Genomic DNA, 21912 nt, shown 5'->3' with positions numbered 1-21912 from the left:
TAAAATTTAGAAAAGAGTGACAACAAAAAGGCTAAACGTGACACTGAAATGCGACATTCATCAGATTTTTATTCTATCAAACGCCATTTTGCGGTACTTTAATAAAGTATTTAAATTAATTTCAGGAAATCGGCAATGCAAAATATCGGGATGTCGTCAAAACTCAACAGCGTATGCTACGAAATCAGGGGGCCTGTACTCAAACATGCTAAGCGCATGGAAGAAGAAGGGCATAAAATACTGAAGCTTAATATTGGTAACCCCGCCCCATTTGGTTTTGACGCCCCTGATGAAATCCTTGTTGACGTAATCCGTAACCTACCGACATCTCAAGGTTACTGCGACTCAAAAGGCATCTATTCAGCCCGCAAAGCGGTTGTTCAGCACTACCAGAAAAAAGGCCTACGTAACCTTGATGTAGAAGACGTTTACATTGGTAACGGCGCATCAGAGCTTATCGTTATGTCTATGCAAGCGCTACTGGATAACGGTGATGAAATCTTAGTTCCCGCTCCGGATTACCCACTATGGACAGCGTCTGTTGCGCTTTCTGGTGGTACACCGGTTCACTACATGTGTGATGAAGATGCTGATTGGTATCCAGATTTAGACGACATGCGCGCGAAGATCTCACCAAAGACGCGCGGCATCGTTCTTATCAACCCGAACAACCCAACAGGCGCGGTATACAGCCGTGATTTCCTATTACAAGTGGTTGAGATTGCTCGTGAGCACGGTTTGATCATCTTCGCCGATGAAATCTACGACAAAGTACTTTACGACGGTGCGGTACACACTTCAGTGGCAACGCTTGCTGAAGACGTATTAATGGTCACGTTCAACGGCCTATCTAAAGCTTACCGTGTATGTGGTTTCCGTGGTGGTTGGATGTTCTTAACAGGCCCTAAACACCTAGCGAAAGGCTATGTAGAAGGGCTAGAAATGCTGGCCTCAATGCGTTTGTGTGCCAACGTTCCGATGCAACACGCTATCCAAACCGCACTCGGTGGCTATCAGAGTATCAATGAGCTGATTCTTCCAGGCGGTCGACTGCTTGAACAGCGTGACCGTGCATGGGAACTGATCAACAAGATCCCTGGCGTTTCTTGTGTGAAACCGAAAGGTGCAATGTACCTGTTCCCTAAAATCGACACCAACATGTACAACATCAAAGACGATCAGAAGTTTGTACTCGACTTCCTTAAGCAAGAGAAGGTGCTATTGGTTCAAGGTACGGGCTTCAATTGGCCGAAACCGGATCACTTCCGTATCGTGACTCTGCCGCACATCGAAGATCTAGAAATCGCAATTGGTCGTTTAGAGCGCTTCTTACAGACTTACAGCCAAGACGACCTCATCGAAGGTTAATGAGCACAAAGAAAGATGGCTACAATTTGCTGTTTTAAAAGACTTTAACTTGTATTCATTCACTTCTATGCTTAAAAGGCTCCTGTTTAGGAGCCTTTTTTGTATCCGCTGTCTCGTATCCCTGTGCAAACACAAGATACGAGTGGAGTATTGTTTATACCAATCACAGTAAGTAAGTGTTCAGAAATAGCGTAGGGAAAAAGCTTGAGAACAAGGCAGCTATTTTCGACAAGCAGCTTCGATAAGTAGTTATTCTACAATCAAAAATTCTAACATAGTTATCGAGTTTTTTAACAAGCTAGGATGACCAGTTATTTACTACGATTGGTACTATAAGGACATTTATGAAACAGAGCCATTTCTTTGCCCATCTCGCACGCATGAAGCTAATTCAACGCTGGCCCCTGATGCGTTCGGTATCAAGCGAGAACATTTCAGAACATAGCCTACAGGTTGCTTTCGTGGCACACGCCTTAGCACTGATCAAAAACAAGAAGTTTGATGGTCAGCTTAACCCCGAGCACATTGCTCTGCTTGGCATGTACCACGACACCAGTGAGGTACTGACGGGTGATTTGCCAACGCCAGTTAAATACTACAACCCGGATATTGCACAAGAGTATAAGAAAATAGAAGCCGCGGCAGAACAAAGACTGCTTTCGATGTTGCCAGAAGAGTTCAGAGACGACTTCGCCCCCTTCTTAATATCTGGTACTGCGAGTAAAGAAGAGCAAAGCATCGTCAAGCAGGCAGATACTATCTGTGCGTACCTGAAATGCTTGGAAGAGCTCAGTGCGGGCAATCATGAATACGAGCAAGCCAAGCGCCGATTGGAAGAGACACTCGAACAACGCAAAAGCCCAGAAATGGACTACTTTCTCACCACATTCGCACCGAGCTTTGAATTATCACTAGACGAGATAAGCTAGCTGGGTATAAGTTGTTTTTAATTAGCTAAATAAAATCAATTTGATAGGTGCTATTTTGAATTCTCAACTCGAACCACCCTTTGTACTCGAACAAGAATGGCAGCATCGAAATGACGATGAACATAAAATAAGACGGGATGACCACCGCAGCCCGTATCAGCGTGACCGTGCGCGCGTGCTTCACTCTGCTGCTTTCCGTCGCTTACAAGCGAAAACCCAGATCCATGGCACCACGGTCAACGACTTTCACCGAACGCGCCTTACCCACTCTCTTGAGGCCGCTCAGCTTGGCACCGGTATCGTCGCTCAACTGAAGAAAAAGCAGCCCGAATTTCGAGACCTATTACCCTCAGACAGTTTGATTGATTCACTGTGTTTGGCTCACGACATCGGTCATCCACCCTATGGACATGGCGGCGAAGTCGCACTCAACTACATGATGCGCGACCACGGCGGCTTTGAGGGCAACGCTCAAACGTTTCGCATAGTCACACAGCTAGAACCTTACACTGAACATCACGGGATGAACCTATCTCGACGCACTTTGTTAGGTCTAATTAAGTACCCTTCTCTGCTGAGTGAGGTTCAAGCTAAATTGCAGTCTGAACCCGTTAAGCATCAACGACAACTCCGAGCTAAAGATTGGATGCCAGCAAAAGGCATCTACGATCATGATGAAGAGTTGTTTAACTGGGTGCTTGAACCGCTTTCAAGCAGCGACCAACAGCTCCTAAAACAGAAAAGAAAAACGCATACCGAGCCACTTGAGCACAACAAGACCAAATATAAGTCACTGGATTGTTCGATCATGGAACTTGCTGACGACATCGCGTATGGCGTGCACGATTTAGAAGATGCGATTGTGCTTGGCTCTGTGACCAAAGCTCAGTGGGTCGAATCGGCTTACCCTCAACTGAAAGAGATGGCCGACCCATGGATTTGTGAACACCTAGATTCAATTACAGAGATGCTTTTCTCTGGTGAACAGTATCGTCGAAAGGATGCGATTGGTGGGATAGTCAACGCACTGTTGACCAGTATCTCGATTAAGCGAGTGGAGGCTAACTTTGAGAATGTACTGTTGGCTTACAATGCGGTGCTCGAGCCGAGCATGGACGGCACACTCGATAAGCTGAAACACTTTGTCAGCGAGTTCGTTATTCAAGTGCCACAGGTTCAGGTCATCGAATACAAAGGTCAACAGATCATCATGGATATGTTTGAAGCATTCAGCGCAGATCCTGAACGCTTGCTGCCACTGCCCATCAAGAAGCAATGGCTACAACATCAAGATGAGTCTCGAAAAATGCGCGTGATAGCCGATTACATTTCATCGATGACTGATGATCTTGCGCAGAAAATGCATCAGCAACTGTTCTCAGCTCATACCGAGTTTTAATTCCTGACTCACTTTACTAAAACGGCTTAATCTAAGTAGTTTTTCTCAAACACGCCCGGCGGCATTTGATTGATTTGAAACTGAATCATTTGGTCAAATGCCGTTAGCAAAGGGCTAAAGTCGCCATCACGCTCTAACAAGCTAAGTAAATGATAGCCAGCTTCAACGGTTGAAAGGCTATTTTCACTGGGTGCTTTGCGAATTCGGTAATTACCCTTGAGATCTTTCGGTAAATGAACCGTGTTCAACGCATGCAAGTTACTCGATACTTGCCACATCTTGAATGCTTTCTTCCACGTGCCATCCAATAAAATCACACGCAGCTTCTTATTGGGAGATGTCGCCGACTCAACTGAAACAGAGTTTTCGCTTGGGTATAAAATCACATGTTGATACTGTTCATCGCACAACAATGCGTTGAGTTGTTCGTTGTCTGAAAAGTCTTCGCCAACAAACGTCACGCTGTTATTAAGAGATAACGAGAGAATACGCGCTGTTCCCATCGGACGATGCTCTTCTGATGGGTGCTGAAGAATGATAAGCTCAACATTCGATTCGAGTGGTGTAACCCACTGACAAATACAAGCTTTCAAAGCCTTGCTGCATTGGGGGCAATAACGAGACATGGATTTAATGTGTACCCTGTTTTAATTTTCATTTCACTTTTATGCGTCTTATTCCAATTTGAGCCAATACAAGCTTGGGTCGTTTGGGATAGCAATGCGATTGCCGATGGGCAATGGTGGCGAATCCTAACAGGAAACTTTTCACATACCAACTACTCGCATCTTCTGATGAATCTAGCAGGCTTGTGGATCATCAGCTACCTGTTTCAACCGAGTAAAAAACAGCTTGTTGTTGCTTTGCTTGTGATCAGTTTAGTGACTGGCGTCGCTCTGTTGTTTTCAAGTATTCAGATCTACGTTGGCCTATCGGGCACTTTGCATGGGTTGTTTGGCTTATTCGCGCTCAGAGAGGCTTTAAACGGCAGGAAGTCTAGTTGGCTGTTAGTATTCGGATTAGTCGCTAAAATCGCTTGGGAGCAGCTTATTGGCCCTTCTAGCACGACTGGTGAACTGATTAATGCTCGTATCGCGATTGAAGCCCACCTAGCAGGTGCATTGGCCGGAGGCTTCATATCTATCGCTTCATTTCTAACAAGTAGAAAAACGGGTCAAAGTTGAATTCTTTCGCGGTTCTTTTCAACCGTCGCTTCACCTATCCCTTTGACACTCACCAAATCATCAGCAGTAGTAAATGCCCCGTTCTGATCTCTGTAATCGACGATTTCTTTGGCTTTCTTGTCACCCACGCCAACCAATAGTGCTGAAAGTTCTTCTGCCGTCGCGGTATTGATGTTGACCGTAATCTCAATGCCTTCGTAAAGCTCAGCCTTGGTTGGGCTGTCTGCAAACACGGCAGGGCTTAAGAGCATCAGAAATGAAAGAATTAGTGTTGAATATATCGTGCGCATAAATAGTTCCTTTGTTCAAAAAACGTAACTTATGCATTTGCCGCGCTAGATAACACAATCACCAGATAAAAATAAAGCGGATCACCTAAGTGACCCGCTTCGTTATACATCTTATTTTCATCAGCTTGTTTGTTGGCTCACAAATCTGAATTAAAGCCTAACAATCACGTGTTGATTTCAGTAGTAAGCTCTAACTTGAGCTTGCTACTGAGGTAATCAAACGCTTACTGACCTTGACCCACTACGTAGTATTCAACGTCTGCGTTTTTACGAAGTACGTTTAATACGTTAGTCAGGTCTTGCTGGTTACCAACTCGCTCCAACTGTGCACCAATTTGAGTGCTGTAGGCTGGGTTGATCTCAGCCGTTACTTTAGAAAGCTCAACAACAACGATATTACCGTCTTGGTCTTTAGATTGACCGAACACAGCTTGACCTGCTTCTGGTTTCGCTAGAGCGAATACAGATGCCGCTAATGGCGAGTTACGGTCAATCGTTTCAAGTTCAGTGAACTCAAGGTTGTTGTCCGCTAGTACTGCTTCATTGCCTTGCTCAAGTTCGTTGACTAGAGAAACACCTAGCTCAACCGCTTGCTGCTCTGCTTGTACAGCAGACAGTGCAGCGACAACTTGATCTTTCACTTCAGCTAGAGGAAGAACTGTCTCATCACGAGTCTCTTCTACACGAACAACAATTACGTGCTCAGGTGCAACTTCGATAACTTCCGAGTTTAGACCGTCTTCTTTCACTTCAGGGCTCAAGATAGCTTGCATAACTGCAGGCGTCATCAGAACTTCTGGAGCGTCAACTTGAGAGATGAAATCTGTCGTTGTGATCTTCGCGTTGATAGCTTCTGCAGAATCAACTAGAGAATCTGGGAATTCAAACGCTACTTTTTCTAGCTCAGTTTGTTGCTCGTAGAACTGATCAACTGCGTGTTGGTCTAGAAGCTCTGTCTTAATCTCTGCCGCTACTTCAGTGTAAGGCTGAGCTTGAGACGCTTTTAGTTCGTCTAGCTTGATGATGTGGTAGCCGAAATCAGATTTAACTAGGCCAGTAGTATCGCCAATATTCTCAAGAGCGAAAGCCGCGTCTTCGAATGCAGGGTCCATAACATCGCGCTCAATCCAACCTAGGTCACCGCCAACGTCTGCACTACCGAAGTCGTCAGATTTCTCTTCCGCTAGCGTAGCAAAATCAGCGCCTGCATTTAGCTCGTCTAGGATTGCCTGAGCTTTCGCTTCGTCATCGCCTTGAACTAGGATGTGGCTAACTTTACGTTGCTCTTCCGTTGAGTACTTGTCTAGGTGCTCTTGGTAGTATTTCTGTGCCTCTTCATCGCTTACTTCAAGCTGAGACTTAAGCGCTTCAGCAGAAAGCTCAATGTAAGATACCTTAGCTTGCTCTGGACGAGTGTAAGCTGCTGGGTTCTCTTGGTAGTACTGTTCGATTTGCTCGTCAGTTAACTCGATGTCTTTTGCAAGGTCAGCAACAGACAGTGTCACTGTGCGAATGTCACGAGTTTGTGCGATAAGCTTGCTCTGAGTATCGATTTCGCCCTGAAGAACGAATTCACTGCCTTGAAGTGCAGTCACAAGCTGGTTGCGCATAAGATCACGACGCATGTATTCAGCGAAGCTCTCTGCGCTGAAACCTGCACGACGTAGTGCCGATTGGTAAACTTCTTGGTCGAATTGACCCGCCGTTTGGAACTGAGGCATTTCTAGAATCATGGTGCGGATTTGAGAATCACTGATTCGTAGGCCTAGAGACTCAGCTTGCTGCTCAAGCAGTACGTCATTGATCATGCGATCAAGTACTGATTTACGGAAAGACTCTACGTAAGCAGGGTCTGCAAGCATTTGCGCGAAGTAATCGCCAAGTTGAGACTGCATACGATTACGTTCGTTTTGGTAAGCCTGTTCGAACTCACCACGAGCAATTTCTGTGTTGCCAACTTTAGCTGCTGCGTTGTTACCGCCACCGGTGATGTAGCTGCCTACACCTGCGAATACGAATGACAGGATAATCAACCCAAGGATAATTTTTACCGCGATGCTATTCACGCCTTCGCGTAATCGATCCATCATAATTTAAGTGCTCTCCGGATATGAAGCATTGGCTTCAAAATAAAAATCTATTCACGCGATATTATCAGAAAAAGAAATGCGCATCAGTAGGATGCGCATAATTTAAATAAGTTCAATGTGCTTTGTACACATACTGTTTAAGAATGAAACATCATTTTTCAAACAGTAAACGCATTTTACTGCCTTCCCCTCTTAAATGGAGGTTTCAGCAGTGAAAATTAGTTACATGCGTCTTTAAGTGCTTTACCCGCTTTGAAGCCAGGTACTTTAGCTTCTGCGATTTGGATCTCTTCACCAGTTTTTGGGTTACGACCTGTACGAGCAGCACGAGTACGAACACTGAAAGTACCAAAGCCAACAAGTGCAACTTGGTCACCAGATTGTAGCGTTGTGCCAACTGCTTCGATGAATGCGTCTAGAGCGCGGCCAGCTGAAGCTTTAGAGATGTCTGCGTTTTCTGCGATTGATTCTACTAGTTGTGTTTTATTCACTGTTTTTCCCCTATGTGTCATCTGTGACTACTTCTGATGACTGTACGTTCCATTTTGGTTTTAATTTAGCCGCAAGCCTTATTGCAAAAGGGCTGCCGCTTTGATCAATAACTTAGCGTCCAAAAAAAACGCTGACAAGCCTTTTCGGGCCTATCAGCGTAATTCTTTACTTATTTTTGCTATGCATCACTATTTTTTCACGTCAAACTCGACCCCTGACGGATCTCGTTCTAGCGCGACTTTGAGTACTTCATCAATCCACTGAACCGGGATCACCTTCAAGTCAGCGATTACGTTGTCTGGAATTTCTTCCAAATCACGCTCATTGTCTTTAGGGATCAGTACAGTTTTGATGCCGCCACGGTGTGCAGCAAGCAGTTTTTCTTTCAAGCCACCGATAGGTAAAACTTCACCACGAAGGGTAATTTCACCTGTCATACCGACCTCTGCTTTAACCGGGTTACCCGTCAAGCTAGAGACAAGTGCAGTACACATTGCGATACCCGCACTCGGGCCATCTTTCGGTGTAGCACCTTCTGGTACGTGAACGTGAATGTCACGTTTTTCGTAAAAATCTGAGTTGATACCCAGTTTTTCAGCACGAGAACGAACCACTGTCATTGCCGCTTGAATCGACTCTTTCATCACGTCGCCAAGTGAGCCAGTTTGCGTTAGCTTACCTTTGCCCGGCATTGCTTCGGTCTCGATAGTCAGTAGATCACCACCCACTTGAGTCCACGCTAGGCCTGTTACTTGACCGATACGGTTGCTTTCATCCGCTTTACCGAAGTCGTGGCGTTGAACACCTAAGTACTCTTTCAGGTTATCAATGTTAACCGTTACAGACTTAAGATCGCTGTCTAGCAAGATGTTCTTCACTGCTTTACGACAGATTTTTGAGATTTCACGCTCTAGGCTACGTACACCCGCTTCACGCGTGTAGTAACGAATGATGCCGATGATTGCAGAGTCTTCAATCTCAATTTCATGAGGCTTAAGACCGTTGCGTTGAACTTGCTTGTCCAGTAAATGGCTCTTAGCAATGTTCAGCTTCTCATCTTCTGTGTAACCAGATAGACGAATCACTTCCATACGGTCCAGTAGAGGCCCAGGAATGTCCATCGAGTTCGATGTTGCCACGAACATAACATCTGACAGATCGTAATCTACTTCTAGGTAGTGATCGTTAAATGCGTTGTTTTGTTCTGGATCTAGAACTTCTAGAAGTGCTGAAGATGGGTCGCCACGCATATCAGAAGACATCTTATCGAGCTCATCTAATAGGAACAGTGGGTTCTTAACACCAACTTTAGACATCTTCTGGATCAGTTTACCCGGAAGTGAACCGATGTACGTACGACGGTGACCACGAATCTCAGCTTCATCACGAACGCCACCAAGTGCCATACGCGTGTACTTACGACCCGTTGCCGCAGCAATCGAACGACCTAGCGAGGTTTTACCTACACCAGGAGGACCAACAAGACAAAGGATTGGGCCTTTTAGCTTGTTGATACGGTTTTGTACTGCCAAGTATTCAAGAATACGTTCTTTAACACGCTCTAAGCCGTAGTGGTCTTCGTTTAAGATCTCTTCCGCTTTCGCTAGATTCTTTTTCACTTTTGAACGCTTAGCCCAAGGAACGCCCACCATCCAATCAATGTAGCTACGTACTACTGTTGCTTCAGCAGACATTGGCGACATCATTTTCAGTTTTTGCAGTTCTTGCTCGGTTTTTTCACGAGCTTCTTGAGGCATCTTAGAGTCTTCGATCTTCTTCTTCAGAGTCTCGAATTCATCAGGAGCGTCGTCCATCTCGCCAAGTTCTTTCTGAATCGCTTTCATTTGCTCATTCAGGTAGTACTCACGCTGAGATTTTTCCATTTGCTTCTTAACGCGGCCACGAATGCGTTTTTCAACTTGCAAGATGTCAATTTCTGACTCCATTTGGCCCATCAAGAATTCCAGACGTTCAGTCACATCTAAGATTTCTAGAACGTGCTGCTTGTCTACCAGTTTAAGTGGCATGTGTGCAGCAATCGTATCAGCAAGGCGAGCTGCCTCATCAATACCGTTCAGAGATGTTAGAACTTCTGGTGGAATCTTTTTGTTCAGCTTAATAAAGCCTTCGAATTGATTGATCGCGCTGCGAACAACCACTTCTTGTTCTTTTTCGTCAAGTTCTGAGGTTACAACGTATTCTGCGTCCGCTAAGAAAAACTCACTTTCTTTGAATTGGTGAATTTTTGCACGCTGCTGACCTTCGACAAGCACTTTAACAGTACCATCAGGGAGCTTTAGTAACTGAAGAATGGTAGCGACAGTACCTACTTTAAATAGGTCGTCAATTGAAGGCTCATCAGTGTCCGCTTCTTTCTGCGCTACAAGTAGTACTTGTTTGTTAGCTTCCATTGCCGATTCAAGGCAAGTAATCGATTTTTCGCGACCAACAAACAATGGAATAACCATGTGTGGGTAAACCACTACATCACGTAGAGGTAGCACGGGGATTTCGATACGCTCGGAACGTTCCAAGTTCATATATTTCTCTCTTCCGCTTTAACTTATAAAGCAGTATATGGGGCTTAAACGACTGGATTCAATGGAAGAATAAAAAAAAGGAGGTAATTGCTTACCTCCTTTTTCAATTTGAGTGACTTGTCTAAAAAAGACCTACTCTGCAACAGCTGCTTGGTTATCTGAGTTGCTGTAAATTAATAGTGGTTCTGACTCACCATTAATTACCGACTCATCAATCACAACCTTGCTTACATCAGTTGAAGATGGCAGTTCGTACATAGTTTCTAGTAGAACACCCTCCAAGATAGAGCGTAGACCACGAGCACCCGTTTTACGGTTCATTGCTTTCTTAGCAATGGCACGTAAAGCGTCTTCACGGAATTCTAGCTCTGTATCCTCAAGCTCAAATAATGCTGCGTACTGTTTTGTAAGTGCATTCTTTGGCTCACATAGGATTTGGATTAGCGCTTCTTCATCAAGCTCTGTCAGTGTTGTTGTCACAGGTAGACGACCAATGAATTCTGGAATCAGACCATATTTCACTAGATCTTCAGGTTCTACTTGAGTGAACAATTCACCGATAGTTTTGGTTTCATCTTTTGAACGCACTTCTGCGCCAAAGCCGATACCTGAACCTGTTTCTACACGCTGTTCAATCACTTTATCTAGGCCTGCAAACGCACCACCACAGATAAATAAGATCTTAGACGTGTCCACTTGCAAGAACTCTTGCTGTGGATGCTTACGACCACCTTGAGGTGGAACTGAAGCTACTGTACCTTCAACAAGTTTTAGTAGAGCTTGCTGTACACCTTCACCAGACACGTCACGCGTGATTGATGGGTTTTCAGCTTTACGAGAAATCTTGTCGATTTCATCGATGTAAACAATGCCGCGTTCCGCTTTCGCTACGTCGTAATCACATTTCTGAAGCAACTTCTGGATGATGTTTTCAACATCTTCGCCCACGTAACCCGCTTCGGTTAGTGTTGTTGCGTCTGCCATTGTGAAAGGAACGTCTAGGAAACGAGCCAATGTTTCAGCCAGTAGTGTTTTACCACTACCAGTAGGACCGATAAGAAGAATGTTACTCTTACCTAGCTCTACGCCTTCAGCTGTCGTATCACCATTACGTAAACGCTTGTAGTGGTTATAAACTGCAACTGCTAGCACTTTCTTCGCGTATTCTTGACCGATTACATAGTCGTCAAGATGCTCACGAATCTCACGCGGCGTTGGCAGCGATTCCGATTCTTTCTTAGGAAGAACATCTTTAATTTCTTCACGAATAATGTCGTTACAAAGATCGACACATTCATCACAAATGTAAACAGAAGGACCTGCGATTAACTTGCGAACTTCGTGTTGGCTTTTGCCACAGAAAGAGCAGTAAAGCAGTTTACCGCTACCACCCTCTTTGCTTTTATCTGTCATTCGCTAACCTCTTAGCCTTAACTCTCTATGCTTGAGTGTATATCAATTTGAATCACTTTGCGTTAAACAATTGCCCTGCAATTATTGACCGCGGTGATTAAGAACTGAATCCACCAAGCCGTATTCTACTGCTTGATCAGCAGACATGAAGTTATCACGATCTGTATCGCGCTCAACAACTTCTAGAGGCTGACCTGTGTGCTCTGCCAATAGTTTGTTTAGCTTTTGTTTGATCGTTAGGATCTCTTGCGCGTGAATTTGAATATCAGACGCTTGGCCTTGGAAACCGCCAAGTGGCTGGTGAATCATTACACGTGAGTTTGGAAGCACGTGACGCTTACCAGGAGTACCACCCGCTAGTAAGAATGCACCCATAGAGCAAGCTTGACCCATACATACTGTGCTCACGTTTGGCTTGATGAACTGCATTGTGTCGTAGATAGACATGCCTGCTGTTACGCTACCGCCAGGTGAGTTGATGTAAAGATAGATATCTTTGTCTGGGTTTTCTGATTCCAAGAAAAGCAGTTGAGCCACGACAAGATTTGCCATGTGGTCTTCCACTTGACCTGTTAAGAAAATGATACGTTCTTTTAATAGACGAGAATAAATATCGTAAGAACGTTCACCACGGGAAGTCTGTTCAACCACCATAGGAACTAGTGCGTCCATAATCGATGGCATTGTATTTTTTTCTTGGTAGCTCATATTCTTATGTCCCTAAAATAAATGGCCCGAATGATTAAATCATACGGACCATTGTTAGCAGAATTGTTGACCGTACGTCAACCTTCTACGTCAGATATTACTATATTAAGCAGGTTGCTGATTCATTAGCTCGTTGAAGCTAACTTCTTTATCAGAAACTTGAGCTTTAGCGATGATTGCATCAATAGCTTGCTCTTCTAGAGCAACGTTGCGCATGTTGTTCATCATTTGCTCGTTTTGCTCGTAGTAAGCAATAACTTCTGTTGGATCTTCGTATGCTGTAGCCATCTCTTCGATGATAGCTTTAACTTTCTCGTCGTCAGCTTTTAGCTCTTCAGTCTTGATTACTTCACCAAGAAGAAGACCTACAACTACGCGACGTTTAGCTTGCTCTTCGAACAGCTCACGTGGAAGTTGGTCAGCAGCTTCAGTGTTGCCACCGAAACGTTGAGCAGCTTGTTGACGTAGAACACCGATCTCTTGATCGATTAGAGCAGAAGGTACGTCGATGTTGTTTTCGTTAACTAGACCGTCGATAGCTTGCTCTTTGATGCGGTTCTTAACAGCTTGCTTAAGCTCACGCTCCATGTTCTTACGAACTTCAGCTTTAAGACCTTCAACGCCGTCAGTTGCGCCGAACTTAGCAACGAATTCTTCGTTTAGTTCTGGAAGTTCACGAGCTTCAACTTTGTTCAGCTTGATAGAGAACTTAGCTGCTTTACCTTTTAGGTTTTCAGCGTGGTAATCTTCTGGGAAGTTTACGTCGATTTCGAATTCCATACCTGCTGTTTTACCAACGATACCGTCTTCGAAGCCAGGGATCATGCGACCAGCGCCCATCTCTAGTGGGAAGTTCTCAGCTTTGCCGCCTTCAAACTCTTCACCGTCGATAGAACCAACGAAGTCGATAGTTGCACGAGAACCAGCGTCAGCAGCAGCTTCAACTTCAGTCCAAGTTGCTTGTTGCTTACGTAGAGTTTCGATCATCTCTTCAACGTCAGCTTCTTTAACTTCTACTGCTGGTTTCTCAACAGTGATGTTTTCTAGACCTTTCAGCTCAACTTCTGGGTAAACTTCAAAAGTTGCGTTGAATACTAGGTCAGCGCCTTCGTTGTTTTCAACTGGTGCGAAAGTAGGTGCGCCAGCTGGGTTGATTTTCTCTTTAACGATCGCTTCGATGAAGTGACGTTGCATTACTTCGCCCATCACGTCTTGACGTACTGCTTTGCCGTACATTTTAGCAACCATCTTCATTGGCACTTTGCCTTTACGGAAACCATCGAAACGACGGTTTTTCGCGATGTTGCGTAGTTCAGCTGTAACTGCATCTTCGATGTTAGCAGCAGGAACAGTAATATTAAGACGGCGCTCTAGGCCTTCTAGCGTTTCAACAGTAACTTGCATTATATAAACCTCAAAACTGGCTCAGTAATCTGAGCATATGAGCCGTAACTTAGCTTTAATTCAAAAGCAGACGTTGTTGGCTGCATCCTTGTGTAGTGCTCTATCCGAACACCTAATTTAAAATCGAGCATTGATGTCTGAATTGATTATTCAACCAAACACCAGACTAATCAGCGATATCTTCGTTCTTCACACGTCGATTAAAACGCAATAAAGCTTGTTTTCAGAAACAAGAAAGGTATCTCCGATTAGCCTCAGGACAGAAATTTTAGACGCGACATTCTAGCGATCTGTTTAATCTCTGTCGAGCCGTTCACCTCTGCATGATGATGAATGCTCTAAATTCGTCCAACTAAGTGATACAAAAACGATCAAATCATCACTTAGCACAACAGAAATGGGGACAATAGCGACTTTTTCAAGGGAATCGAGGGCTTTTTTTGCTAAAAACCTTAAAAAGAGATCTTGCTCTTGTTTTACCCCTCAGAGTCGATAACTTTTTCAACAATCCCCGTTACAAACCCTTAACCTACATCCATCTGTTCACTCTCTGCTTTCAGCAAAAACTACCGCTATTTGCTACCATACACGAGAGAAGACAGGCTTGATTGTTTACCAAAGAAATCAGCGGAGAGCCTTCATGTTTCAAGCTTTTAAAATCCCAATACTGTTAATGGTCACATACAGTTTACTGATGGTGTTTGGCGGTCATTGGGTGTGGAGCACGAGCCATGAAAGTTTGTTAAATGATCATCAATCTAAGCTGGACCGCTTTTCTGTTCATATTTCAAGCCAATTGGATAAGTTCGCGCACATTCCCGAGCTGCTTTCAAAAGACAAAGAGCTGGTCGATGCCCTGCACTCTCCAAGTAACTCTGCGCAAATCGAACTCACTAATCGTTATCTAGAGCACGTAAACTCGGTGATTCAAGCATCCGACACCTACCTACTAGACAGTATCGGCACCACCATTGCAGCCAGTAACTGGAATCAACCGCGTTCTTTTATTCGTCGTAACTTTGCTTTCCGCCCCTACTTTCAAAAAGCGATTATTGGCAATGAAAATCAATATTTTGCGCTAGGTTCAACCTCTGGAAAGCGAGGCTATTATTATTCTTACCCCGTCTCCTATGCCGCCGAGATTATTGGCGTCATTGTCGTAAAGATGGATTTATCGCTGATTGAAGCAAGTTGGAAAGGCAAACAGAGTTTTTTTGTTGCTGACGATAAAGATCAAATTGTATTTATGTCGAGTAACCCTGAGTGGCTGTTCAAAAGCCTTCAGCCGCTAAGCGAAGTACAACACACTCGAATTCAAGAAAGCAGGCAGTATCTCGATACAAAAATAGAAAGCCTGCACTTCTCCGGCGATTTAGACAGTGCCACCAGTCGTATTGAGTCGCCACACAAACTCGTCCAAGAGCAGTTCTTTAGTTCTTCGCGTTTCCTAGCCGAACCAAAACTCACCATACGGGTATTTTCTCCGACCCACTTAGTTTGGTGGGACTTGGTTGCTTACCTTGTGGTTCTCAGCCTTATCTTTGCGATTATTTACCTCACAATGCAGCTCAACCACCATCGACAACAAAGACGCGCTCAGATAGATAGGCTGCAATCCGAAGCCAAGCAAAAGCTCGAATTTCAAGTACTCGAACGCACATCAGAGCTGCATGTCGAAATTAAACATCGTATCGAAACCGAACATGTATTGAGGCAAACCCAAGACGAACTCATCCAAGCCGCCAAACTGGCGGTGCTAGGTCAAATGTCGGCGAGCATCAGTCACGAACTGAATAACCCGCTCGCTGCGATTCGCAGTTATGCCGACAATGGCCGACTGTTTCTTGCCAAAGAAAAAACCGATCGTGTCGATGACAATCTATCGCGAATCTCGGCACTCACTGATCGCATGGCGAAAATCAGCCACCAGCTTCGCTCGTTCGCCAAAAAATCTACTGCGGAAGAACTGCACACCTTGCAAATACTCCCTATCTTACATTCATCGAAAGAGCTGATGAAGCCACAGCTCAAGAGTGAACGAGTTAAGGTCAACGAACTCCCTGAAATCTTTGATGCTTGCGTGCTCGCCAACGCTATTCAACTGGAACAGGTGATCATTAACCTGCTGACTAATGCGATTCAGGCGATGGAACAACAAGATGATAAACAATTAGCTATTCTGTTAGAGATTAGGGAGTCCGACCATCAACAAGCCCAGACCTTGCTGATTCATGTCGATGATAATGGTCCCGGCTTCACCTCCCCTTCGAACGGACACTTTTTTGAACCCTTCCATACCACCAAGAAAAACGGACTTGGACTTGGGCTATCGATTTCTCAACAAATAATCAGCGGAATAAATGGCAAGCTCGTTACCGGTAGTAGCCCTCAAGGCGGTGCTCGATTCAGCATAGAGCTGCCCCTTGTTGAACAAGAACAGCAAGCAAAAACTCAACAATAACCAGAATACAAAGAAGTAAAGGAATCACTATGTGTCACGTCTATTTCATTGATGATGAATCCGACCTAAGAATGGCGATAGAACAGAGCTTCGAGCTCGCCAACATTGATGCCGAATTCTTTCCCGACGCGGAGTCTGCTCTGCTCGCGATTCAAGAAAACGGCTTACCTCACGTGATCATCACTGATATCTGTTTACCGGGTCTATCCGGGCATGATCTGCTCAACACCGTAATGCACAAAGACAAAGAGATCCCTGTGATCATGATTACTGGTCACGGCGATATTTCAATGGCCGTTCAAGCCATCCAATACGGCGCCTATGACTTCATTGAAAAACCTTTCGCTAATGAACGCCTAGTCGAAACCACTAAGCGAGCGATAGAAAAACGTCAGCTCACCCTCGAGAACCTTGAGTTAAAACGTTCACTTAAAGCCAGCCAAGCACTTGGTCCAAGGATCATTGGTGACACGCAATCAATGACGGAGCTGCGGTCTATCATCACTCACGTTGCCGATACCAATGCCGACATATTGCTATTTGGCGAAACAGGCACTGGCAAAGAATTAGTTGCACGCTCTCTGCATGAACAAAGCAGCAGGCGAGAACAAAACTTCGTCGCAGTCAACTGCGGCGCAGTACCTGAAAATCTGATTGAGAGTGAACTGTATGGCCATGAGAAAGGGGCATTCACTGGCGCAGAAAGCAAACGTGTCGGTAAATTTGAATTTGCTCAGGGCGGAACTCTATTCTTAGATGAAATTGAGTCCATGCCAATGCAGGCACAAATTCGCCTGTTGCGCGTCTTGCAAGAACGCGTCATCGAAAGGGTTGGGTCTAATGGTTTAGTCCCTCTAGACATTCGAGTGATTGCGGCAACTAAAGTCGACCTAAAGAAAGCCGCTGAAGAAGGCTCTTTCCGCCAAGATCTCTATTATCGACTCAATGTTGTGACCTTAGATTTACCGCCGTTAAGAAGCCGGCAAGAAGATATCCCAGCACTCTTCCACCACTTCTTACTGGTCGCTGCGGCGCGTTATGGCAAGACTGCCCCTGCCCTTCCACAAAAGGAGCTGCACGCACTTTTGGCTCATGATTGGCCGGGAAATGTTCGAGAATTACGTAATACTGCAGAGCGTTTTGTACTTTTAGGTAAGCTTTCTCACTTATCAGACAGCGCCACTGAAACTACTCAAGAACTGTCTTTGGCAGAATTGGTATCTGACTTTGAAAAAAACACGTTGAAGCAGGCACTTATTGAATGCAATGGCAGTATAAAAGAGACCATGGAGAGGCTGCAATTACCGAGGAAAACCCTCTACGATAAGATGCAAAAGCACCAGCTAACGAAAGAATCTTATAAGGTAGAACCAAACTAAATTAGATTTGGGAGCAAGATCACCTATACTTATTTCGACAACAGGATGTTATGCAATAAATATAATAAGGAAGTGGTTATGGGTGAGAAAACAAAAGTGCCATCGATTACCGATACTTTCGAGATAGATGGTATTTTTTATGCTGACAATCATGTCGATCTACACACGCCAGAATTAGAGGCAAAACGCGCTTTGTATGAGCAGATAAAGCCTCATTCAAATCGTGGCAGAAATATAGATGAGGAGGTCTAGCGACCTCCTCATTTTTTATGGATTAAATTCCATGTCAGTGAATGACTCAAATAGCTACTTGGTTATGATCTCTGGTCCCATCAAGGTGGTTGGTAACCATGTTGATACCCAAGGTACGTAAGTGACGATAATCAGGAATAAGAACATCACCCCAACCCACGGCAATGCGGCTTTTACCACGTTCATCATCGACATCTTCGCGACACCTGCGGTCACAAACAAATTGAGCCCGACAGGCGGCGTTATCATCCCTATCTCCATGTTCACCACCATCATGATACCTAGGTGAATTGGGTCGATACCGAGCGCAATTGCAATTGGGAATACCAAAGGAGCAACAATGATCAGCAAGCCTGATGGCTCCATGAACTGCCCACCAATCAAGAGTAAAACGTTTACTACAATCAAAAAGGTGATCGGACCCAAGCCCGCAGATAGCATAGACTCAGTGATCATTTGAGGAATGCGTTCTTCGGTCAGTACATGCTTAAGAATCAGAGCATTGGCAATGATAAACAGCAGCATGATCGTCAGCTTGCCTGCATCGTAAAGTGTGTCTTTGGTGTCTTTATGGAAAAACGTTTGGAACACCTTAACCAAAGCAGGCTTTGTATTGTTCTTGTCAGCGAAAGGCCCCATATCTTTATAGATAAAGTTGGCAATGAAGAAGGCATACACCGCAGCCACTGCCGCCGCTTCTGTCGGAGTAAAGATGCCGCCGTAGATACCACCTAGAATGATGACAATCAGCAGCAAGCCCCAGCTCGCATCTTTCGCAGCTGCGAACATCTCGCCCCAGCCCACAAATGGCTGTGCCGGAATCTTCTTAATACGTGCTGCGATGTAGATAGCAATCATCAACATCACACCCGCCAGCAAACCAGGAATAACGCCACCTAAGAACATACGACCTACCGATACATCGGTCGCAGCCGCGTAAACCACCATCACGATGGACGGCGGAATCAAAATACCCAAAGTACCCGCGTTACAGATAACCCCTGCCGCGAACTCTTTTGAGTAACCGTTTTTGATCATACCTGCGATAACGATACTACCGATCGCCACTACCGTTGCAGGAGATGAACCAGAAAGGGCTGCGAACATCATACATGCCACAACCGACGCCATCGCCAAGCCGCCGCGGAACCAACCTACCATCGCGATAGCAAAACGGATAATACGTTTCGCCACGCCACCAGTAGACATGAAGCTAGAGGCCAAAATAAAGAAAGGAATCGCTAAGAGTGTGTAGTGGCCTGCAAATGCATTAAACAGCGTTTGTGCAACGGATGCCAAAGAAGCATCTGAATGCATCAATAAGAATATGACGCTTGATAAACCGAGGGAAATCGCAATTGGCACACCGACCAACATGAAAGCAATTACCATTAAAAATAGAAATAACATTGCCATGATTAGTCTTCCTTACCGTTAGATTTTGTACCCGACTCATTCGCCTTGTTTTGCTTAGTCGAATCCAATACCGCTGTCGCGTCTTCATCAGAACCCGCTAAAACATCAGCTTTTAATGCATCCAGCTCTTCTTCGGCTTCATGGCCTGCAATCATGCGGTCAAGTTTGCCCGTCGCCACTTGATAAGCGATTTGGATGAATCGGAACGTCAGCATTGCCATACCAATCGGCAGTGCCATGTAAGGAATAAAACGTGGCAATTTCTCGTATCGTTCACCTTCATTCAGCCAGTCGGCAAGAAACTGAAGCATCTCTGGCATTGGAATATCATCGGTTTCATACCAAGCGCGCTCAGTCGCGAATGGGTACCAATAATTCCAAGAACCGATAAGAAGTAAGATTGAAAATGCTAGGCAGCTTGTCACAGCGATGAGCGCATACACTTTGCGTAGCTTTTCTGGGGCAAGGTTGATGATCACATCAACACCAATGTGGAAGTGTTTTTTAACGCCATAAGATGCGCCCACTAACACCATCCAAGCAAACATGAACACGGTCAGTTCCAGTGCCCATAAGATGTTGTCATTGAATGCGTATCGAAATACCACGTTGGCAAAAGTAAGTAGCGTCATTGCGCCAAGGAAAAATGCGATTAATGACTCTTCAATCACATCTGTAACTCTTCCGACTTTGGAAAAAAATGAGGTTTCCAGTGCTGATTCGCTAGAATTTGGTTGTTCCATTTGAGGCTTTTCCATAATTGACTCCGCTTATAATTGTTTTAATAAGGAGTGACGAATACTCGCCACTCCCTTAGCGGTGTTATTGGTTTGAAGCTAACGCTGCATCGATAAGGTCTGAACCGATGTCTTTTTCAAACTTCTTCCATACTGGTTGAAGTGCAGCTACCCATGCTTCACGCTGTTCAGGCGTAAGTGTACGAACCTCACCACCCGCTTCGATGATGTTGTTTTTGTTCGCTAGGTTAACTTTTGAAGATTCTGCGTTACGCGTCTCAGACACTTCTTGAACGATAGTGCCAAGCTGTGTGCGTACATCTTCAGGTAGGTCTTTCCAGAAGTCGTTTGACGTTACAACTAGGTAATCCAAGATACCGTGATTAGTTTCGGTCACGCCGTCTTGTACTTCAAAGAACTTCTTACCGTAGATGTTTGACCATGTGTTCTCTTGACCATCGATAACTTTAGTTTGCAAGCCACCGTACACTTCTTTGAAAGACATCTTCTGTGGGTTAGCGCCTAGTTGTTCAAACTGAGCCACCAATACATCCGATGCTTGAACACGGAATTTCAAACCTTTTGCATCTTCAGGGCTGATAAGAGGTTTGTTCGCCGACATCTGTTTCATGCCATTGTGCCAAAACGCAAGACCTTGCAGGCCACGACGCTTCATCGCGTTCTTCAGCTTTTCACCAGATTCTGAGTTTTGGAAACGGTCAACGGCTTCTACGTCTTCAAATAGGAAAGGAAGGTCAAAAATGCGGTATTTCTTAGTGAACTTCTCAAATTTTGACAGCGATGGCGCCGCCATTTGAACATCACCATTTAACAGGGCTTCCAGTACCTTATTATCATCGTAAAGTGTTGAGTTAGGGAAAACTTGCATACAAGCTTTTCCATTCATTTCTGTGTTTACTCGCTCTTCCAGTAAAGAAGCGGCGATGCCTTTCGGGTGCTTATCGGTATTGGTTACATGACTGAATTTAATCACGATTTCACCAGGGTCACAGTTTGCAGCAGCATTAAAACTTGTGAGCGCCAGAGCAGATACAGACAGCAGGGTAAGAGGCTTAAACATTATTATTCTCCTTAGTAAACAAAGCAGCCCTTCAATGGGAACTGCGTGCTTTCACTAATGCAATTAGTGCGCCATATTGACACAATTCATTAACAAGCCTTTAACCGCAAGGCTTCATCAGATCTGCCTGCAGTTGTCGCTAACTCGCTACAAAAATTAATGGGTGGAAAATGACACATAGAATATTTGTAAATGGGTGGGAGTTGACCAAAGCATCAGTGATAAATGAGGTCTGACCAAAAGCCCCTTTCACGATGATGCCTTGAAGTAATTTCAACCTATCCTGTAGAGTGCTGCACAACTTAGTCAGATTTACTGATCCACTACTTACCAAGAGTTGCTACCCATGAGTCAGATCTACCATCACCCAGTACAGATTTACTACGAAGATACCGATCACTCAGGTGTGGTTTATCACCCTAACTTTCTTAAATACTTTGAGCGTGCGCGCGAGCATGTGTTGGGCAGCGATAAACTGGCAGAGTTGTGGAATGAACATGGACTGGGGTTTGCGGTGTATAAAGCCAATATGACCTTTCAAGACGGCGTTGAGTTCGCAGAGATCTGCGATATCCGAACCTCTTTTGAGCTCGATGGCAAATACAAAACCTTATGGCGACAAGAGGTATGGCGTAAAGATGCAACCAAACCTGCCGTGATTGGTGATATCGAGATGGTTTGCCTAGATAAAGACAAACAACTTCAGCCTGTACCCGCAGAAGTATTAAAAGCGATGCTTGGCGAAACGAGTTAGCCAATATTACGAATG

The 21912-nt window shown here is 44.8% G+C and carries 19 protein-coding genes and 1 pseudogene; 8 read left to right on the top strand and 12 right to left on the bottom strand.

Translation table 11 applies throughout. From position 1 onward, the window contains the following. Positions 1 to 135 precede the first annotated feature (135 nt). The 3 genes from AB6E51_RS00225 (at position 136) to AB6E51_RS00215 (ending at position 3696) form a co-directional block, all read left to right on the top strand. Entirely contained in the window at positions 136 to 1368 is a 1233-nt protein-coding gene (locus AB6E51_RS00225; protein ID WP_017060166.1) for a pyridoxal phosphate-dependent aminotransferase, read from the top strand. 344 nt (positions 1369 to 1712) lie between these two features. Beyond that, positions 1713 to 2297 (top strand): 5'-deoxynucleotidase, encoded by a 585-nt coding sequence (gene yfbR / locus AB6E51_RS00220; protein ID WP_017060613.1) that lies wholly within the window; start codon positions 1713 to 1715, stop codon positions 2295 to 2297. A 55-nt stretch (positions 2298 to 2352) separates the two neighbouring features. After that, positions 2353 to 3696, top strand: a complete 1344-nt coding sequence (locus tag AB6E51_RS00215) for an anti-phage deoxyguanosine triphosphatase (RefSeq protein WP_017060614.1) — start codon at positions 2353 to 2355, stop codon at positions 3694 to 3696. A 26-nt stretch (positions 3697 to 3722) separates the two neighbouring features. On the opposite strand, the gene AB6E51_RS00210 is transcribed toward AB6E51_RS00215, so the two are convergent. Further along, positions 3723 to 4322, bottom strand: a complete 600-nt coding sequence (locus tag AB6E51_RS00210; protein ID WP_017060615.1) for a tRNA-uridine aminocarboxypropyltransferase — start codon at positions 4320 to 4322, stop codon at positions 3723 to 3725. Positions 4323 to 4331: 9 nt separating this feature from the next. Between AB6E51_RS00210 and rrtA the strand changes: the two genes are divergently transcribed. Then, positions 4332 to 4880: a rhombosortase gene (gene rrtA / locus AB6E51_RS00205; RefSeq protein WP_017060616.1), complete on the top strand. Its 549-nt coding sequence runs from the start codon at positions 4332 to 4334 to the stop codon at positions 4878 to 4880. Here the strand turns inward: rrtA and AB6E51_RS00200 are convergent. From AB6E51_RS00200 to AB6E51_RS00165, 8 genes and pseudogenes are all read right to left on the bottom strand, one after another. Then, complete coding sequence (locus tag AB6E51_RS00200) at positions 4871 to 5170, bottom strand: helix-hairpin-helix domain-containing protein (RefSeq protein WP_017060617.1); 300 nt, start codon at positions 5168 to 5170, stop codon at positions 4871 to 4873. The genes rrtA and AB6E51_RS00200 overlap by 10 nt on opposite strands. A 224-nt stretch (positions 5171 to 5394) precedes the next feature. After that, positions 5395 to 7260, bottom strand: coding sequence for a peptidylprolyl isomerase (ppiD, locus tag AB6E51_RS00195; RefSeq protein ID WP_102429106.1), 1866 nt, complete (start codon positions 7258 to 7260; stop codon positions 5395 to 5397). Positions 7261 to 7478: 218 nt separating this feature from the next. Next, on the bottom strand, positions 7479 to 7772 hold the full coding sequence (locus AB6E51_RS00190) for an HU family DNA-binding protein (RefSeq protein ID WP_012604504.1): 294 nt from the start codon (positions 7770 to 7772) through the stop codon (positions 7479 to 7481). A 168-nt stretch (positions 7773 to 7940) separates the two neighbouring features. Beyond that, positions 7941 to 10292 (bottom strand): endopeptidase La, encoded by a 2352-nt coding sequence (lon, locus tag AB6E51_RS00185; protein WP_372058351.1) that lies wholly within the window; start codon positions 10290 to 10292, stop codon positions 7941 to 7943. Between the two features lie 132 nt (positions 10293 to 10424). Further along, positions 10425 to 11705 carry an ATP-dependent protease ATP-binding subunit ClpX gene (gene clpX / locus AB6E51_RS00180; protein WP_009847283.1) on the bottom strand — a complete coding sequence of 427 codons (1281 nt, stop codon included), beginning with the start codon at positions 11703 to 11705 and terminating at the stop codon, positions 10425 to 10427. An 81-nt stretch (positions 11706 to 11786) separates the two neighbouring features. Continuing rightward, positions 11787 to 12413, bottom strand: coding sequence for an ATP-dependent Clp endopeptidase proteolytic subunit ClpP (clpP, locus tag AB6E51_RS00175; protein WP_004736080.1), 627 nt, complete (start codon positions 12411 to 12413; stop codon positions 11787 to 11789). Positions 12414 to 12518: 105 nt separating this feature from the next. Further along, positions 12519 to 13817 carry a trigger factor gene (gene tig / locus AB6E51_RS00170; RefSeq protein WP_017065881.1) on the bottom strand — a complete coding sequence of 433 codons (1299 nt, stop codon included), beginning with the start codon at positions 13815 to 13817 and terminating at the stop codon, positions 12519 to 12521. Positions 13818 to 14111: 294 nt separating this feature from the next. Continuing rightward, positions 14112 to 14294, bottom strand: a pseudogene (locus AB6E51_RS00165) (hypothetical protein); the annotation flags it as partial. Between the two features lie 163 nt (positions 14295 to 14457). Here AB6E51_RS00165 and AB6E51_RS00160 point away from each other — a divergent pair. The 3 genes from AB6E51_RS00160 to AB6E51_RS00150 all read left to right on the top strand — a co-directional run bounded on the left by AB6E51_RS00160 (position 14458) and on the right by AB6E51_RS00150 (position 17909). Then, positions 14458 to 16278: an ATP-binding protein gene (locus AB6E51_RS00160; RefSeq protein WP_372058350.1), complete on the top strand. Its 1821-nt coding sequence runs from the start codon at positions 14458 to 14460 to the stop codon at positions 16276 to 16278. Positions 16279 to 16307: 29 nt separating this feature from the next. Continuing rightward, the gene (locus tag AB6E51_RS00155; protein WP_372058349.1) at positions 16308 to 17657 is read left to right on the top strand and encodes a sigma-54-dependent transcriptional regulator; all 1350 of its coding nucleotides are present in this window, start codon (positions 16308 to 16310) and stop codon (positions 17655 to 17657) included. A 78-nt stretch (positions 17658 to 17735) separates the two neighbouring features. Then, on the top strand, positions 17736 to 17909 hold the full coding sequence (locus tag AB6E51_RS00150) for a hypothetical protein (protein ID WP_017060624.1): 174 nt from the start codon (positions 17736 to 17738) through the stop codon (positions 17907 to 17909). Between the two features lie 54 nt (positions 17910 to 17963). Here the strand turns inward: AB6E51_RS00150 and AB6E51_RS00145 are convergent, their stop codons facing one another. From AB6E51_RS00145 to AB6E51_RS00135, 3 genes are all read right to left on the bottom strand, one after another. Next, complete coding sequence (locus AB6E51_RS00145) at positions 17964 to 19325, bottom strand: TRAP transporter large permease (RefSeq protein ID WP_017060625.1); 1362 nt, start codon at positions 19323 to 19325, stop codon at positions 17964 to 17966. 2 nt (positions 19326 to 19327) lie between these two features. Further along, positions 19328 to 20083 carry a TRAP transporter small permease gene (locus AB6E51_RS00140; RefSeq protein WP_372058348.1) on the bottom strand — a complete coding sequence of 252 codons (756 nt, stop codon included), beginning with the start codon at positions 20081 to 20083 and terminating at the stop codon, positions 19328 to 19330. A gap of 64 nt (positions 20084 to 20147) precedes the next feature. Next, positions 20148 to 21143: a TRAP transporter substrate-binding protein gene (locus AB6E51_RS00135; RefSeq protein WP_016788636.1), complete on the bottom strand. Its 996-nt coding sequence runs from the start codon at positions 21141 to 21143 to the stop codon at positions 20148 to 20150. A 346-nt stretch (positions 21144 to 21489) separates the two neighbouring features. Here AB6E51_RS00135 and AB6E51_RS00130 point away from each other — a divergent pair, with 346 nt between their 5' ends. Further along, positions 21490 to 21897, top strand: a complete 408-nt coding sequence (locus tag AB6E51_RS00130; RefSeq protein ID WP_004736070.1) for a thioesterase family protein — start codon at positions 21490 to 21492, stop codon at positions 21895 to 21897. Positions 21898 to 21912 lie beyond the last annotated feature (15 nt).

Source organism: Vibrio sp. 10N.247.311.47 (assembly GCF_041467535.1).
Classification (GTDB): Bacteria; Pseudomonadota; Gammaproteobacteria; order Enterobacterales; family Vibrionaceae; genus Vibrio; species Vibrio crassostreae_C.
The sequence above is the reverse complement of the archived record's forward strand: the minus strand, read 5'-3'. Positions and strand labels throughout refer to the sequence as shown.